Annotated in this window: 12 protein-coding genes; 6 read left to right on the top strand and 6 right to left on the bottom strand. The window is 46.7% G+C overall.

Annotated features, from left to right (window positions below):
- Nucleotides 1-142: 142 nt before the first annotated feature.
- Nucleotides 143-3,142 carry a glycerol-3-phosphate acyltransferase gene (locus QUB16_RS08490; RefSeq protein WP_333315484.1) on the bottom strand — a complete coding sequence of 1,000 codons (3,000 nt, stop codon included), beginning with the start codon at nt 3,140-3,142 and terminating at the stop codon, nt 143-145.
- A 211-nt stretch (nt 3,143-3,353) separates the two neighbouring features.
- Between QUB16_RS08490 and psb35 the strand changes: the two genes are divergently transcribed.
- Complete coding sequence (gene psb35 / locus QUB16_RS08485) at nt 3,354-3,566, top strand: photosystem II assembly protein Psb35 (RefSeq protein ID WP_333315515.1); 213 nt, start codon at nt 3,354-3,356, stop codon at nt 3,564-3,566.
- Between the two features lie 460 nt (nt 3,567-4,026).
- Here psb35 and QUB16_RS08480 read toward each other — a convergent pair whose 3' ends face one another.
- Nucleotides 4,027-4,611, bottom strand: a complete 585-nt coding sequence (locus QUB16_RS08480; protein ID WP_333315483.1) for a DUF6658 family protein — start codon at nt 4,609-4,611, stop codon at nt 4,027-4,029.
- Between the two features lie 500 nt (nt 4,612-5,111).
- Nucleotides 5,112-5,849, bottom strand: a complete 738-nt coding sequence (locus tag QUB16_RS08475) for a DUF2993 domain-containing protein (RefSeq protein WP_333315481.1) — start codon at nt 5,847-5,849, stop codon at nt 5,112-5,114.
- Nucleotides 5,850-6,615: 766 nt separating this feature from the next.
- Here QUB16_RS08475 and QUB16_RS08470 point away from each other — a divergent pair.
- The 4 genes from QUB16_RS08470 to QUB16_RS08455 all read left to right on the top strand — a co-directional run bounded on the left by QUB16_RS08470 (nt 6,616) and on the right by QUB16_RS08455 (nt 10,714).
- Complete coding sequence (locus QUB16_RS08470) at nt 6,616-8,025, top strand: HD domain-containing phosphohydrolase (RefSeq protein ID WP_333315480.1); 1,410 nt, start codon at nt 6,616-6,618, stop codon at nt 8,023-8,025.
- A gap of 255 nt (nt 8,026-8,280) precedes the next feature.
- Nucleotides 8,281-8,874, top strand: a complete 594-nt coding sequence (locus QUB16_RS08465; RefSeq protein ID WP_333315478.1) for a pentapeptide repeat-containing protein — start codon at nt 8,281-8,283, stop codon at nt 8,872-8,874.
- A 127-nt stretch (nt 8,875-9,001) separates the two neighbouring features.
- Nucleotides 9,002-9,757 carry a DUF2993 domain-containing protein gene (locus tag QUB16_RS08460; protein ID WP_333035730.1) on the top strand — a complete coding sequence of 252 codons (756 nt, stop codon included), beginning with the start codon at nt 9,002-9,004 and terminating at the stop codon, nt 9,755-9,757.
- Nucleotides 9,758-10,423: 666 nt separating this feature from the next.
- Complete coding sequence (locus QUB16_RS08455; RefSeq protein WP_333109629.1) at nt 10,424-10,714, top strand: DUF1816 domain-containing protein; 291 nt, start codon at nt 10,424-10,426, stop codon at nt 10,712-10,714.
- Here the strand turns inward: QUB16_RS08455 and QUB16_RS08450 are convergent.
- Nucleotides 10,711-10,878 carry a hypothetical protein gene (locus QUB16_RS08450; protein WP_333315476.1) on the bottom strand — a complete coding sequence of 56 codons (168 nt, stop codon included), beginning with the start codon at nt 10,876-10,878 and terminating at the stop codon, nt 10,711-10,713. The two genes, QUB16_RS08455 and QUB16_RS08450, sit on opposite strands and share 4 nt — an antisense overlap.
- A gap of 205 nt (nt 10,879-11,083) precedes the next feature.
- Here QUB16_RS08450 and QUB16_RS08445 point away from each other — a divergent pair, with 205 nt between their 5' ends.
- Entirely contained in the window at nt 11,084-11,359 is a 276-nt protein-coding gene (locus tag QUB16_RS08445) for a DUF1816 domain-containing protein (protein WP_333315474.1), read from the top strand.
- A 163-nt stretch (nt 11,360-11,522) separates the two neighbouring features.
- Here QUB16_RS08445 and QUB16_RS08440 read toward each other — a convergent pair whose 3' ends face one another.
- The gene (locus QUB16_RS08440) at nt 11,523-12,533 is read right to left on the bottom strand and encodes a J domain-containing protein (protein WP_333315473.1); all 1,011 of its coding nucleotides are present in this window, start codon (nt 12,531-12,533) and stop codon (nt 11,523-11,525) included.
- Nucleotides 12,534-13,856: 1,323 nt separating this feature from the next.
- Entirely contained in the window at nt 13,857-15,146 is a 1,290-nt protein-coding gene (locus tag QUB16_RS08435; protein WP_333315471.1) for a glucose-1-phosphate adenylyltransferase, read from the bottom strand.
- Nucleotides 15,147-15,866 lie beyond the last annotated feature (720 nt).

The following is a 15,866-nucleotide window of genomic DNA, read 5'->3' as shown; positions in this document are numbered from 1 at the left end:
GAACAGGCATCTTGCCCGTTCCGGGTTTACGAGATTGCTGAGATGTTGCACCATTTTAAATAATCTTTTTAGGAACAGGCTTTCCGGCCTGTTCCACAAGAAATCAACTCTTTGTGGAACAGGCCGGAAAGCCTGTTCCTAATTATTCGAGCAATTCTACAGTGCCGAGATACCCGTCTACTCGGACTTTTTGACCGTCTCGCAGGCGAGTTGTGGCTTCAGCAATATTCATAACTGCGGGAATTTTGTACTCGCGAGCGATTATTGCTCCGTGAGATAATTGGCCGCCAACTTCGGCGATAATTGCTGTTGCTCCTAATAGCAGCGGTGCCCAACCTGCATCGGTGTAAGGAACTACTGCGATCGCATTTTCTCCTAAATCTGTGCTCGCGGTGCGGCAAATCTTGACAAAGCCTTCGACACGACCAATACTTGCTGGAATTCCCTGGATGATATTAGTTTCTGATGTTGCGGAGTCGATCGCCCTTGTCTGAGAATTTGGCAGCAAATTGCCGTAGACAACGGGGGGAATCGGGCGATCGCGATCGGCTACGAGGCGATCGCGCCTTTCCCTAATTGTATCCTGAAAAGAAACACTCGCGCCGCTGCGAATCCACTGCTGAATTTCCCCAAATTCCAGATAAAAAATATCCCCACTTTCCTGAAACACCTGCATTGCCAATCCGCAAGCTTCAATCTCCAAAAAAGTCCAGCGCAGGTGAGCCAACAACCGCGCGTAAATTTCGCTAATTTCGTTTTTGACAAGCGCTCTTTCTTGACATTTCTCTAATCGCCACTTCTGCGAAAAACTCAATTTTATTTCCCGCTTTTCAGCTAAATTAGTTTCAGCTTTTTGAGCCATATTTATTAGCAACTTTTGATAAATTTCCGGTTGTTCTCGCCAAGTAGGAACAGCAATATCCGTTCCCACCTCGCTCAAATATCCGTAAATATCAAGCCACTTTTCAAAATCTGCTTGTAAAGCCGGAGTTTCCGCAAATGTCTGTGCTATATCTGCGACTGAAACAGTTTCGTCAGGCTGCGAAACAGCAGCTTGTCGCAATTTATGAGCCAACTGCTGTAAAGCTCGCACCGAAGCAATTTCAGGAGCGCTGTCATTAGCCAGCCAGTCATCATTAACTCGAAAAATTGCCTTGCGAATAGCCAGCCCGATCGGCCCTAATATATTGTAGTAAGTAATCGGTTTCAGCCACTCCTGAATTTGCTCCGCTCTCTCCAACAATTCCGTTAAATATTGGTAATCGGGCATTGGGCATTGGGCCTTGGGCATTGGGCCTTGGGCATTGTTACTACTGTCAACTGTCAACTGCCTACTGTCAACTGCCAACTGCCAACTGACAACTGACTTCTCCAAACTTTGCAGTGCCGGGAGGAAAATAGAAGTACGATCGCCCTTAAATTCTGCATTGAGCGCCCTCTCTCGCTGCACCAGACGCCACAAACCAGGCAAACTCGGCAAAATCTTCCCCAAAGGCGGTTTGCCCATTTTTTGCCCTCTCAGCAAAAATTCCAAACCCTGCTCCGGCAATCCCATCATCCGAAAAATTTCGCCCAACAAAGTCGCATTAAAATAGGCGTGAGAGCCCAGCAAAGTTGCCGTTTCGTTAAAGTTTAAGCCGATCGCGCGATCGCCCAAAACCACCTTGAATATTTCTCCCCAAACCCCGCAAGTCAGCGGCCGATTAATCGACCAAGTTAGCGGGCGAATTGCACCGGGAATCACTTCCGCTGCAATAGTGCGCGTCCAAAAAGGCTGCAAATTAGTAATTGGGCGACTTTGCAAAATCCAAACTTTTTCCCCGTCCCAACTCCACTCAATATCTTGCGGGATTCCGTGAAAAAATGCTTCTATCGCTTGGGCTTGTTTCACCAATTCTGCTAAAATCGATTCAGCAATAATTGAATTACTTTTAAGTTCAGTTAATTTTTTTTCTAATAATTCAGGTTTACTAAAATCAATTTCTAAATGAAGCGGAGTAACTTGTCCGCCGACAACAGATTCTGCTCCTCCCGGTAAAGCTTCTATAATTACCTGGGAACCGCCATCTAAAGGATTGCGACTGAACATCACTCCCGCAAATTCGCTGTCAATATAAGGCTGAATTAATACAGCCATTTGGGTATCGGGGAGTTGTCGCTGGCGGCGGTAAGCCACAGCTTCCGAAGTCCAATAAGACTGGCGGCAGCGATTAATGCCGTCGAGTAATTCTGCTTCAGTGAAAACAGGGCCAATAGTTTGATATTGTCCGGCGGCAGAACTCGTATCGCCATCTTCTCCTGCTGCAGAAGAACGGACAATAATTCGATTTTGGATTTTGGATTTTAGATTTTGAATGAAAGCATTGGGAATTGACAATTCATCACTATTTCCTCGATGCCCGATGCCCGATGCCCGATGCCCGATGCCCGCTTCTTGTGATAATATCCAACCAGCAGGTACGTTAAATCCGGCTCGTTTGAGTTGAGACAATTTAGCAGCTTTATCGCCGCAGATTGCAGCATCTAACGAGTCATCTAGAGAAAACAATTGATCGGATTTAGATAAAGCCATATCATCACCCTGACTGAAATTAATTGCTGCTAACAACAAAGCTAATCCTGCGGCTGCTAAAAATTCGGGCATTGATTGTCGCCACACCCAAACCCAGATAGGGGTACACAGACACCCGCAACGGGAAGCAAAGAGTCTCGCCCGATCGCCCTTACCCCACCACCGCTGTGCCAAACCCCACACCAGCAGCCCCCAAATGCCCGATGATACAGCCACCGGCGGCGAAAATACCAAAAAACCCCAAACAGCATTGGTCACGCCTCCACCTCTGGCGATCGCATATCTGCCCGCAACTAGAGGAATTAACAGGGCAAGTGCGATCGCAGGTGCATCCGGGAAGCAAAATCGCCCCGCCAAAACCGGCAGAATACCCCTGGCAATTTCCGCCAACACCGCAGCAATTCCCGCTAATTTCCCCCCGTGAATGAAAGCAGCCGACACGCCAACATTCCCCGTGCCCAGCGCCCTCAAATCTCGGCGTGTAAAGACTCGCACCGCCCATCCCGTTAGCGGTAAAGCACCCAGGCTGAAACTCGCAGCCCACAGCAATGCTATTGTCCCCAACGGCATAAAATCTGCTCTCCTATTTTCAAGCTCTAAACATTATGACGGCAATTCTGTCAATTTTTCTGTCTTCCGATATATCAACCACACGGCATTAGCACTTAAGATAATGTAAAAGTAGAGTAGATAAGGATTTAGCCTAATGATGGATATCAGCTTGACCACTCCCATAGCAGTTGTTGTTGCACCCATCAAGCAAGTAATGATTGAGCTGCTGATGCAGCAGCCAGTGCCGGAATCAAGTGTCAGCTTGAACGCTCCAATAGCAGTTCTTGTTGCTGGCTTTATTGCCGCAACTACGATCGGCTCGATCGCCTGGTACAACTCCAAGCGCCCGCCCGGTTGGGAATCCAAAGAACGCCCTGATTTTGTACCGCAAGTTGATAAAGACGATTTGATTGCTGATGTTTCTGACTCCAAAGGTAAATAAAACAAAGTTTCTTTAGAGGAATAAAAGCAGGACTTGTGCATTAATGAGAAAACTGGGTCATTGCCAGTTGTCATTGCTAGCCGGAGATCGGCAATTTCAATGGTTCACCTTTCCATTTTTGGCGCAAGTCCTATAAATTTCAAATCCCCTATTTAAAATCTAAAATATCGGCAAGGTGCGCCATAAGCACCATACATATACAGGACTTACGAAAAAAGTAAGTAGTTTTACACGATACATATAACGTAAGGTGCGCCATAAGTACCCTACATATACAGGACTTACGAAAAAAGTAATTTTACAGGATTAATATAGGGTAAGGTGCGCGGGGCGCACCTACAGATTCTGCGTCCCAGACTGATATAGAATAGAAGTTCTGCGTAAGTCTTGTATGGAATTGTGTAGGGGCAATTCTGAAAAAGCCCCTACAAATCGGCGATACCGCGCAAGTTCTGCTAGCTTATTTTTGCAGGGGATTAAGTTTGGTAACGGAACTTTCCTTGGCATCTTCAGCGCTATCTTTGAGGAAACCAGAAGCATCCTTAAATGCGGCGCCTACTCTCTCTAAAATATTGGCATCGGGATCGCTGCGATCGAATACGGGTTGAGCCTTAGCCGGCTGTCCGTCTGGCGCTTCTAACAGAGTTTTATCTCCGCCGAGTTCGAGGTCAAACTTGTCAGTTTCCATCGGTGCAGAACCCGGATAAAGCAGCTTTGAGGAATTAGATTCACCGGTAGTCGAGGCCAGGAGACGATCGCCCACGATCGACAAATCAGCCCGATTGTTTTCTGCTTTAGCAGGCGATTGATTGACTTTAGGGTCAGTAGACATTTGATAATTCGTATATCCATCACCACCGGCCTTGTGAGGGTTATTCATTCCTCCCATTTGGACGGGAGGATTCTCAGGCCGAGCACCTCGAGAATCGCCCGCATTGCAAGCGGTGCTGGTAAACAGCAGCACACCTGCCATCAATACAGTCAAAAATTGAGTCAAAAATTGACCGATACGCAGTCTTTTAAAAAAAGCAGTTACTGTGTTCACAAAATTTTTCCGATTCTTTACTACTACTTGTCAAGAGTAAAAATAAACTCCCCATACCTGCCTCTAACGGCGGTAATATTTTGCCACTAATTGCTATCTATTTTTTTCTAACTTTAGAGGGATTTAAAAAGTGCGATCGCCTTCGAGAGATTATTTTTGGTAGGACTAACAGCCCAGTATCTAGAAACCCGCTAAAAAAGCTGGGTTTCTAGAGAAAGTTCGGTTGAGAAAATCGCGTACCCGACGGAGAAGAAAAGGGCGGAGGTAGTTTCAAAGCGCAGTCTTCGGGTGCGTGCGTTCCAATAATTGCTCGATGACAAAAGCTTTGCTGTTTTTGACCGCGCCCAAAAACGGATACTTGCGAACGAATCCTGTCGTGGAGTTATAAAAATTTTAGACTATTGTTCAACCTCCCAGATTCATCTGTGGAGTAAACCTCACATCTAAAATCTTCAATCCACTCACGCACCCTACCAGCTACTCACCTCTGAACCCTACTGCTACTCTGGGAATTTTTCGACTTTCGCTTCAGCTTGCAAAGTCAGCACACCAGCTTCCACATTTAGCTGCTGAATTCGCAGGGACATTCCCTCAATTTCAAAATTTCGCAAGTTTAAAACCTCACCAGCTTTGTCCGCCAAAGCTGCTGTTAACTCAGGCGAAAATTCCTTGTTTTCGGGATACTCGACATCCTGAAGAGAAATTGCCCAACCGCCCCCTGCGATCTGAGGTTTTGATGTAAAATAAATTTTTTCAGTAGAGGCAGTTTCCTGCACCAATACCTCAGCATTTAAAGTGATTTTTCCAGCTAGCAATTGGCACTCAATAGTTTTAACGTCTATTGTCTGCTGTTGTCCCTCAACAGTAACTTTTAAGTTTTTCAGTTTCCTGCTGATGTATTCGGAATTAAAAGCGCGGTTGATATCGCTTTCTGTTAAAACAGCGCGTGCCGCACCGAAGGCAGGCCCGTTCAGTTCAATTTTGCCAAACATAGCGGTCAGGGGATTGACAGCAATATCCTTTATGTGAATTTGCAAATCTTCCACGCGCAAATCTTGTTGCATTACCAACCCTGTACCCTCAACCGCAACGGCCTCTACTGATCCCTGGGCTAGCTGGATCGGATCGGTGTTAACTGTGACAGACAAAGTTTCGGATTCGTCTAATTTGCTAGCAATAGCAATCTCGGCTACTTTGTCGATCGCCTGTTCCCCTAAACTTCTATTTTGTTGAAGCACGCTCAGAATTCCTAATAATATTGTTTTCCAAATAGTAGTTAATACCTAAGTCATTTACCCTCTTCCTCTCGGCTGGTTTCTCGTCTGCAAAAAACTCAGCCAAAGACAGAGGGTTTCCCGAAAAGGGCTAAAATTAATCAGGTACTGTTCGGCGCACTCTACATTGACAATCAAGCATCCAGCATACCCGCCACGTGATTCATCCGTCCAGAAATAAAAAACCTGTATCCGATGAAACTTGCCGAACGTATTTATCTCGCGCAAGTCAATGCTTCAATTCTTTAATCTTTAATCTAAAATCTCAAATCTAAAATCGATTGAATCCGTTGCGAAGCGGTGAAAAATCAAAAACTCGGATTTTTGCCAAAAGTCTTTTCGAGAAGTTCGATCGCCCGCTACAATAAGTAAGAGCAGGCACCGCTTTTTGCAGTCAGGAACCTCAGCCCTGACGGCATGAGGCTTGTAAGAGATTCTTGCGAGCCGTCCTGACGGGCCGTATACTTTCGAGGTCTACGTTTTTTGAGTCACGACACCCGCTTGATGCGAAGCTAGTCCCCTGCTCTGTCATTTGCAGTTAAACAGTTTTAAGGTCACGCTCAACAGTGCTGCAAGTTTAACAAGCTCTCAAAACAAAGGCGCGTGCTAACTTTACCCGTAAGGGAGTTTTGGAGAAGACCACATCTCCACGGAGGGGCAACCATACCCATCCACCCCAATCCAATGTAAAGCCGTCCTAGAAGGACGGGGTTTCAGGCTCATTTTTCTGATGAATTCAGAATCAACTCTCGCCAGACTACAAGCTACACTTCCCGACGGAAAACTGCCTTCTAGCTACGGGGTATACTTCAAAAACACCCTCGTAGCCCTGTGTCACGCCCTAGAAGACCACATTTTGCAAACCAGTGGCGGGGAGAATATCGAACTCCAACCCCTAGTTTTGGTGATGTTTCAGCAGGGAAAATGGTATTTACAGGAAGCCGATCGCTACCTAGATATTGCTAATGCCTCTCGGCGCGTTGTCATCGGTGCAGTAGCCGACAGCGGTTTTGCTAGCCACAAAACCGGTCAATTAGAAAATGTATCTTTAATAAATCTCGATGAGAATGACCCCATAATCCAAGAATGGAATTTAATCATCCTCGCCCCTACATACAAAGCAATGGTGCTTTGCCGCGAACTTTCAGACCAGGAATATTTGCCCGATGGCAAGCCGGAAGTAGATATAGAACGAAAGTTCTACGGTTTGTGGTCGTTTGACCAGTCTTTGGTGTCGGCTGCTGCAGAAATTTTTATAGAACAAACACGACATTACAACTCTCCCCTGGCCGACAGTTTGCTGGAAATGCACCACGAAATCCTGGCTACCATTGGCCCGCCCTTGGCAGACATTAGTGGCGTGGTATCGCGGATAGTCACTTACCTGCAAAGTTCTCAGCAGCAAATGGTGGCAATTAACCGCCAAACCCGCGAGTTGTGGGAATTGGAAGGTCAAGCTTTGCGCGTCAGCCGCAATTTGAACGCTAACAAACTTCAAGCTTTTCTGCGGATGGCCCAACGCGTAGACGAACGCGATACCTCCAATCCTACAGCGTCTTTGCAGGTGGCGGCTTTGTCGGAAACTTTGGGTCAAATGCTGGATTTGCCGGCTTTGCAGTTGCGGAGGCTGCGGCTGGCTGGATTGCTATTTCGAGTCGGCTTAGTTTCGGCCCCGAATGAGGTGTTCGATCGCACCCCCGATCAATTAGACCCAGCAACTTTCTCGTTTTGGCGCGATCGCAGTTTCATCGGTTCCCAACTGCTGCAAGCAATGCCGGAAATAGCACCCGTAGCGGAAATTGTCAAGCATAAACTCGAATATTGGGACGGCAGCGGCAGGCCAGAGGGTTTGCGAGCCGAAGCGATACCGATTGCTTCGCGGATTTTGGGGTTGGTCGCTTATTTTCAAGAACTGACTCAACCGCGTGGCGATCGTCCGGCTTTGAGTTTGAGCGAAGCTTTGGAAGAGTGCCGCGAACTGTCGGGCACTCGCTTCGATCCGGCTTTGCTGGAAACTCTCAGCAACGTCGTCAGACTGACAGAAATGGGTTTGATGGAGTTACCAACTCGCCCGAGCCAACTGCCTAACGTGTGGTTGGAGGAGGGCGATCGAACGACCTCGGCCGCTCCGGCATTATAAAATAACTGGATTGGTAATGGGCGATCGGTAATTGGTAATTGGGAACTTGTACAGAGCTTGTGCTGAGCGCAGCCGAAGTGCCTAGCCGAATTATTGGGTATTTAAAACTCAGCACAAAATCTTTTCCAACACTACAAAAAATCAGCCTGTGCTTGCTAAGCGCACCCTACCACTGGGACTTGTAGGCCCTGCCTGTCTGTGCGCTAATGACTAATGACCAATGACTAATGACTAATGACTAATGACTAAAAACTAATGACTAATGACCTCGAAGCCATACGCAAAGGCAAAATTTTGATGTTGGTCGGCACTGATTTAGCCGGCAAAGACTTAGCGGGAGCGGATCTCGCGGGTGCTAACTTGTCTCAAGCCAACTTGAGTGGAGCTAATCTCGCCGGCGCTAACTTGCAGCGAGCCGTATTGCGAGCCAACCTCCGCGGCGCTGACTTGAGCGGCGCCAACTTGCGAGGCGCAGATTTTCGCAATGCCGATTTGCGGGGCGCTTCCTTCGCTAACGCTTTAGTCCGCGACGCAAGTTTTGGGGGTGCTTTTTTGACGGCGGCATCCATCGGCAATTTGGATTTGAGCGGTGTCGATTTGCGCGGTGCCGATTTGCGGGGCGCTGCTTTGGCTAGGGCAATTTTGCTTGGTGCCGATTTGAGCCATGCTAATTTGTCCGGCGCTGATTTGTCGGGAGCGGACTTGGAAGAAGCGATCCTGAATGGAGCCGTACTGCGGGGCGCTAACCTGACGGGGGCTAATTTGCTTTGCGCCATGATGGAAAAAACCCTTTGGGATGGAGCTTTGCTCGATCGCGCCTGTCTCCAAGGCACCCCCCTGAGCCCTTAAATTTCAAGAATGTTGTTTTGAAGACAGACAAAAAACAAGATCTGCTTATGAGGTGAATAAGCACAAGCAATTTTTACATTTCTTAATATAGGGTTATAATGGCGACTGTAGATGAGCAAACGAATAAATGGTAGCAGCTTTGTTTAGCGGTACATCCTTTCAAGGTCAAAGTGGCGATCGCCTTGTTAGTAAAGTAGCAGGAGCTGCGATCGCAGCCTTATTCAAGCGTTCAGAAAAGGCCGAGGCCAACATCCGAGTCGAACCAGTAGCCAAACTCTTGCAGGGAAGCATCGACGGTTTCGACTTCGTTGGCAAAGGTATGTTGATGTACAACGGCCTTCGCATAGAAGTGATGGAACTCTACCTGCAAGCACTCTCCATTGATTTTGGAGCGATTTTTGCAGGTCAAGTGAAATTACGGCAGCCTACCCAGGCAAATATGCGAGTAGTCTTAAGTCGATCGGATTTAACCACCTCATTCAATACACCTTTTGTAGTTGAAAAACTCCAGAAGCTGAAGTACCAAGAGCAATCTCTGCACTTTCAAAACACTGAAGTCAGCTTCGGAACCGACAAATCAATTCGGCTTCAGTCCGAAATTACCGTAGGCGATGCCAGCGAACCGGTCAAAATAGATATTACTGCTCAATTGCAAGTAGAAGACAGACGGAAAATCCAATTTGTCAGCGTTACTTACGGCGGTGACGAGCAAGCAGTAGACTTGGGTCAAGCTATAATTGCCCACGTAAATAACTTGCTAGACTTAGACAAATTTGCCTTAGAAGGCACTCAACTGCGAGTAGACCGCTGCCGAGTTCAGAACGACGAGCTGGTTTTCTACGGTTGGGCGGGTATCGAACAGTTCCCCAAAGGTAAGCGGTAAACCTCAGCCTGCTGAGCTGGCCAAATCCGATTTGTTTGAGAAATTTTATAGCTTAACAGCAAAACCCGCGTAGGCGGGTTTTGCTATTTTAGCGACAGTTTTTAAGCTGTGGCCCTGCTAGCGTAAGGTCGCGCTATAGTCTCGATCGCAAAAATTGGGTACACCCAAACCTGTGTGGCCAAGCTATATGTCACTGTCAGCTATACGCGAAGCAGTCGCCAAGACTATATAGCCTTTCTCACAAAAATTGGATACACCCAAACCTGTGTTGCCAAGGTTATTAAGTTTGATTTCATACCTCATCTGCCCAAGAAATTCTATATATTCCGGCGTATTTCCCGAAGTAAGGTGTCGCCCATTTAATCGATCGACTACTGCGTACTTAAACTCTTGTGGGGTAGCCACTCCTAGCCCACCATCAAGCTTAAATTTAAAGGCAAAATAGTTGATTCACTGGGATTCTATTCTCGCCTCAAAATCAGCACTCAGGTTGATGCGATCGCACAAATTACTTTGATAAACTTAGACATTCCTAAACGCAGAAACCGGGTTTGAGGGACGAAAGTCTCTGCTAAAGGGCGATCGCCAGGAGTTGAACAACCCGGTTGATGAGAGTCGCGAGGGCGTAAGTCCTGTGAGAAAATAAATAACCCCAAAAGAGGAAAAATGCTCGGAATTTATTTATTTTGTATCTACGTCGCAGTATTGTCCGTGTTTGCTGGCTCCAGCCCCCGCAGCCCTGAGAAATGGTGGGTAGAAATCGTCACAGATTTGCCCCGCTGTACCTACTATTTTGGCCCCTTCGACACCGACAAAGAAGCCTCCAGCAATATTCCGGGCTACATCGAAGACCTGGAAAGCGAGAAAGCGAAAAGAGTTAGCATCCGCATCAAACGGTGTCAGCCTTCGGAACTCACGATTTGCGACAGTGAATTCTCCGAGAGTATCGCGGCTTAAGAATTTTGATAGTCCAGACTCCAGAAACCGGGTTTTTTGACTAAAATACTCCATCTATCGCGAGGGGTATCTGTTAAATAACCCGGTTTCTGAGCGTCAAGATTGCCTAAGTTTTGTGTTCGTTTTTCATTAACTGAAGCCTCAACAATAATATTAAGCATCATCTTGTCCTAGTCCTTACCGTGCGGACTTTGTATTTGTAGGGGTGGCTTAAAAGTCGGCTTCTTCTCCACCAAAATGCAGATTTGATCCACCATTAACTGCCAAAATTTATCGGGATCAAATCAGCACTGAGGATGAGCCGATCGCTCTCGTTGCGTTGATAAATTGAGAACAGTAAAAACTACTTAAGTGTTCTCCGAGGTAAATATGTTTGAAATCTCTATGTTGGGTATGTTTTTCACGGCTTTTTGGGTGCTAGCTCAACCTGCTAGCAGCACTCGACGCGACGGATGGTGGGTAGAAGTGGATACAGATTCGCCAAAGGGTACTTATTACTTTGGGCCCTATGACAGCAGACAGGAAGCTTCGGACAACTCGAACAACTACATCCGAGACTTGGAGAACAAAGGATCTAAAAAAATTAGCATCAACATCAAACAAGGTAGTCAACCTACTCAGCTAAGAGCTAGTGAAGAGTCTTGAGAAGGTGGGAAAGTGCAAATTACGGGCGAATAAAATTTGAGTTGTTAACAGGGTTTTTTTTAAAATGACATCGCGCTTGCATACTGTAGGGACACAACAATGCTGTGTCCCTGGCGAATATTGAAGAAATGGTATTATTTGCCCCCGATAAATGCACGTTTTTTCAAAGCACCATCTGATTGAGATTACTGCGAGGATTAAAAGTGCGATTTGCTTTGATTTTTTCATAGCATTCGCGTTCTACACTGCTAATTTCTTTCGGCGGCACGATCGCAATTTTTACCAACAAATCAGTCCGCTCGTCTTTCTTGGGTTTCGGCCATCCTTTGCCGCGCAACCGCAAAGACTGACCCGAACGAATCCCGGCGGGAAATTTCACAGTGATCGTACCTTCTGGCGCCGGCACTTCAATTGAAGCTCCCAACACCGCTTCGTCTGGAGTTATCGGGACTTCGCAGACCAAATTCTCTCCCTCAAACTGGAAGAAAGCGTGAGGCAACACTTCTAATTTTAGGTACAAATCTCCCTGTTGCTTCGTGTAGGGGTCAACTTGACCTTTGCCTTTTATCCGAATTTTACTGCCGGTTTTCACTCCTGCTGGAATCGAAACTTCCCCCGTGGCCACTCGCTTGGAAGTGCCCCGAAATGCTTCCCCCAGAGTCAGGGAAATGGCGACCTCGGTGTCGAGAGAGCTTCCTGCGCTGCGGTTTTCGTACCCCGCGAAATCTTCAAATCCGCCAAACCCGGTGGGCCCGCCGCTGGTGTTGCGGTAGTTGCTGTAATTCCACTTGGCGTTGCGGGCACTACCCGGACTACTACCTGCGCGACCTAGCAAGGCATTGATAAATTCGTCAAAACTGCCGTACTCGCTGAAGTCAACCCCGCCAAAGTCTACATTCGTACTGCCTCCGCCCGGCCATCCGCTTGGAGTTGTGGCAGCTTGCTTCCAGTATTGACCGTATTGGTCGTATTTTTTGCGTTTTTCAGGGTCGGAGAGCACTTCGTAAGCTTCGTTTACTTCTTTAAAACGAGCTTCGGCTTCTTTGTTGCCGGGGTTCATGTCCGGGTGATATTTGCGGGCTAGTTTGCGGAAAGTTTTTTTAATTTCGTCAGAAGTGGCAGTTTTGTTGAGTCCCAAAATAGCGTAATAGTCTTTAAAATCTGTTGCAGCCATTAAGCAATCCCCTCTTTATTAGTTGTTATTTGTTAGTTGTTAGTTGTTAGAAAGAATAAATCCCAAATTAGCGGCAGGATGGCGCATTAGTATAATGCCTGGAGCCAAAGTGCCTGCGGCATCTCATTCAAATTATAGGTTATCAAAGGTTTGGACTCGATCGAGTTCGGTTGTTGCTGGGCGTTCGATCGCAATTTCCGCACTCCGCTGCTGTTTAAGATTTTATAGCATTCGGCTCTCTCGTGCACAAGGGAGCCGGAGCAGTGGGCTCTAGAAATGATTTTGGCATTCGACAGCAAAAACAATGCTTTCCTCAATTAAGGAACGTCCTTACCCTATAGGCCGTTGCTATAGCTGTGAGCTTTGAGACGGTGAAACTCCTGCGACGATAACTTTTGGGGAGTTTATGAGGCTGAGGGCTTTCGGGAGGCGGCAGCCCGATTGAGGTGAGGGGGGGAAAGCTGCTGCTGTTGCGGGCGCGAGCCCAGGAGGGTTGACTGGCGCGGACGATCGATTTTTTTTTCTCTTTTTTTCTGGGGCGCGGTGCGATGGCTACGCCCCGGCTTACGCCTACGAACTTCTCGATCTGATCTCGATCGCCCAATCCAAATCTTAGCAGGTTTTCATCAGCAAGTTCGGTCAAATCTGGTGTCTGAATTGTGACTATATAATACCCTAAATTGCGCCGTTTTTACACAAAATTTCTAGATATTTTTTATTCACCCCACACCCGCGCTAGAGAATTTTATTTTTACAACCTCTGAAGAGATTTTAATCAAACTAATATAACATAATTTCTCCCCTGTCTGTTAGCTACATCACACACTTTTATAAAACATTAAGATAGGATAGTAGAGCGATAAGCTTTTAACTGTACCAGGGTCCTAACATTATGAATTATTTGCTAAGTTGGCCTTGTGGCTGCTGCGACGATTGGAAAGATAGTTCCGAGAGTGCTGTGGTACTCAGAAACGGGCAGCGTATTTGTCAGTCGTGCTACCAGCGCAAATACAAAAATCAGAAGCTATTCGCCAGACGCAGGCGAGCGGACATATCTGTATCGCGGCAGACAGTAACAGAGACTGTCGCTTATTCATAATGCGCGAGCCTTTGAATAAAGCCAAGTATTTCGACAACCTCGCATCAGCGGTGGGAATTAATAATCAACCAAAAAAAAGAATGAATTTTGTCATCAGTCATCAGTCATCGGTCATTGGTGATCTGTCACTAATTTCATTATTTATCATCAGTCACTTGAAAAGCAGGTAACAGATTTTAACTTAAAAAACTAATGACTGACGACTAATGACTAATGACTAATAACTAAATGATAGTTCCATCAGGAATCGTGGCATTTTTCAGAACTACGATAATGCCGCTGCGGATGTAAAAACCTTGGTTTTCGCGGTTGGCTTCTTCCACTCGGTCTTTATTAATTATTTGAACATTGCGGCCGATGCGGGCATTTTTATCCACAATCGCGCGGCGAATTGTAGTATCTGCACCGATACCGAGGGCGACGCCGCCGCTGTCCAAACTCGAATGCCGTTCGGCGTCGGGTTCGTAGAAGTCAGCACCCATCACCAGGGTGTCTTGAATCGTACATCCAGCTTCGATGCGCGATCGAACTCCCAACACAGAATGGTCGATCCGGCACTGTTTGAGAATGCAGCCTTCAGCAATAATCGATTCAGTTACGTGAGTATCTAAAAGCTTAGTCGGCGGCAAGAAACGCGGGCGAGTATAAATCGGCGCATTTTCATCGTAGAAACTGAAAGGCGGCTGAGGCTGTTTTGTCAGAGCCAAGTTAGCATCGTAAAAAGCCTCAATGGTTCCGATATCTTCCCAGTAATCGTCAAACAAATAAGCTTGAACGTTGTGGTCTTTTGCATTATTCGGAATAATCTCTTTACCAAAATCAGTTTGGTTGGGAGATTCCTTCAGGAGTTTAATCAGAACTTCTTTTTTGAAGACGTAAATCCCCATCGAAGCAATGTAAGGACTTTCCTGAGCCTGCTGCGCTGTCAGTCCCAGTTTAGTAGTATCGACCTGCATTTGTTTGAGGGCATCGCCTTTTGGCTTTTCGCTGAAAGAAACAATGCGGCCGTTGTCGTCTATTTTCATCAAACCAAAATCCGACGCCCGCTTCTCGTCCATAGGCAAAACTGAGAGGGTGATATCGGCATTGGTTTCGCGGTGTCTCTGCACAAACTTCTGGTAGTCCATGCGGTAGAGGTGATCGCCCGAAAGAATTAAGTATTCGTCAACGTCCCACTCTTCTAGCAGCCAGAGATATTGGCGAACTGCGTCGGCTGTCCCTTGAAACCAGTTGGGGTTTTCCTGAGTTTGCTGGGCGGCGAGCACCTCGGCAAATCCCTCGGTGAAGCCGGAAAACTGGTAGGTGCGAGCGATGTGACGGTTGAGGGAGGCCGAGTTGAATTGGGTGAGGACGTAGATTTTGACTATTTCCGAGTTGATGCAGTTGCTGAGAGGAATATCGATGAGGCGATATTTGCCTGCGAGGGGAACTGCGGGTTTGGCTCGCAATTTGGTTAGGGGGTAAAGGCGGGTGCCTACACCGCCACCGAGGATGATGGCTAAAACTTTTTTCAAGGAACTTTCTCCCTAGGGTCGATTAACTCTCCAAGTACAGTGTCGGATGGTGAGGGCTTCTTGACAAGGGGGGGGAGCAAGGAAGTTTTGAGTTTTGAGTTATGAGTTGAGTCGCTTACCCACAAACCGGGTTGTTTAATCCAAATACTTCTTCAAACCCTCAATAAGAGTTAAAAAACCCGGTTTATGAGAGTTGGAGTGTGTGCGGGACTGGAGTTAGGAGTTTTGAGTTGTGAGTTAAAATACCCATCAATCCATAATGGATATTTAAAAAAGTTTTGAGTTGTGAGTTAAACTACCCTTCAATAAATAAAGGCAGTTTAAGGAAAGAATAAGGTTCGGGGTTTGGGCTGTTAATAACAAGTTTTTTGGGTAAATCCCCCGTTTTCACCATTTCTCGATCCAGGCTCATGGCGCTGTTGGTGTTTTTCAAGGCAGGTCGAGCGCACCGCCACGCCCGCTGACTCTCTGTATGGGATCAAAGTGCGATCGGGTTCTGCTTGAATTTGAGCCGGTTTTTTTTGCTGGCGTTCCTGTTATCAGAGTTTGTGCGACTCCACAGGACTCAGGAAGCACCGCCCGTCGGGACGATAAATTTCTAGGTAGAGTCAGTTTTCAATCTTAGATTGACTGCAAATTTGTGTAATTTTTTACAATTTGTCGATCGACAAAATGGGATCAAATGTCTATTCTCTACCAAAAGCTAGATCCGCAACAAAC

It is taken from the genome of Microcoleus sp. D3_18a_C4 (assembly GCF_036702415.1).
Taxonomy (GTDB): domain Bacteria; phylum Cyanobacteriota; class Cyanobacteriia; order Cyanobacteriales; family Microcoleaceae; genus Microcoleus.
This window is presented reverse-complemented; position numbering and strand designations above follow the sequence as displayed.